Source organism: Streptomyces sp. NPDC006235 (assembly GCF_040613735.1).
Lineage (GTDB): Bacteria > Actinomycetota > Actinomycetes > Streptomycetales > Streptomycetaceae > Streptomyces.
This window is the reverse complement of sequence record NZ_JBEXSR010000098.1, coordinates 1-1,131: the sequence shown is the minus strand read 5'-3', so window position 1 is coordinate 1,131 and position 1,131 is coordinate 1. Positions and strand designations below refer to the sequence as shown.

At 64.5% G+C, this 1,131-nt stretch carries 1 protein-coding gene; it reads left to right on the top strand.

Annotated features, from left to right (window positions below):
* Nucleotides 1-12: 12 nt before the first annotated feature.
* Nucleotides 13-1,131 (top strand): tyrosine-type recombinase/integrase (locus ABZ192_RS42985; RefSeq protein WP_356929894.1); only part of this gene is annotated, 1,119 nt, incomplete at its 3' end.

Below are 1,131 nucleotides of genomic sequence, written 5' to 3'. Positions count from 1 at the left end.
TTGGTTCGTGGGATGGGGTCGTTTTTCAAGGAGTGTGAGCATCCGCGGTCGCGGTGGTCGAAGTGTCCTCATCCGTACAAGGTCCGGTATCGGTCGGCGGCGGGTAGGCAGGTGAAGGAGTCCGGGTTCGCGACTCAGGACAAGGCGATCGCGCGTTTGACGGAGGTCTACAACGCGAAGAAGGCCGCGCCGCGGGGGCAGGCGAAGGCGGACCGGATCGCGAAGTACGGGGCGATGCGGTTCGAGGAGTACACGGGTCAGTGGAAGGCCGCCCAGCGGGATCTGGGACCGGCGTCGGTGGTGCACCTGGAGTCGCTGCTGAACATCCATCTGCTGCCGCTGCTGGGCAGCCGGCGGATGAACACTTTTGACCACAAGGTCGTCGAAGGGTTCCTCCAGGCCATGGAACGCAACGGTGTGGGCCTGGCGGCGCAGGCGAATGCGTTCGACAAGCTGAAAGCGATCCTGCTGGACGCGAACCGGCTGGGGCTGTTCGACGACAACCCGGTGTCCGGCATCAAGCCGCCGCAGTACGACCCCCAGCGGGTGGTGATCCCCTCCCCGGAGCAGTTGCGGCAGATACGCGCCGCCGGCGACGATAGTTTCCTGCTGGTCGCCGACCTGATGAGCGGCTGCGGGATGCGTAACGGTGAGGCGTTCGCGGTCAACCTCAACAACATCGTCGCCGACGACGTCTACCGCATCACGGAACAGGTCAACCGGACGACCTGCCGCTACGAGCGGCTCAAGCACCGCAAGGTGGGCGAGTATCGGGACGTGCCCCTGCCGGCGCGGGTGCGGCAGACCATCGAGTGGTACGCGGATAAACACGGCACCGTCGACGGCTACCTATTGCGCCACCCCAGCGACCCGACCCGGACGTTCCCGCACTACCACATCGCCAACCAGTGGAAGCGGATCAAGAAGGCCGGCCAAGTCGACATCCCCGACGGGATGGTGGTCTACGGCCTGCGGCACTTCTTCGCCTCCAACTGCCTCACCCACAACATCCCCATCACCGACGTCGCCGAATGGATGGGCCACAAGACCATCGAGATCACCTTCAAGATCTACCGCCACCTCATGCCCGGCTCCATCAGCAAAGCCGCCAAAACCCTCAACCACAACCTC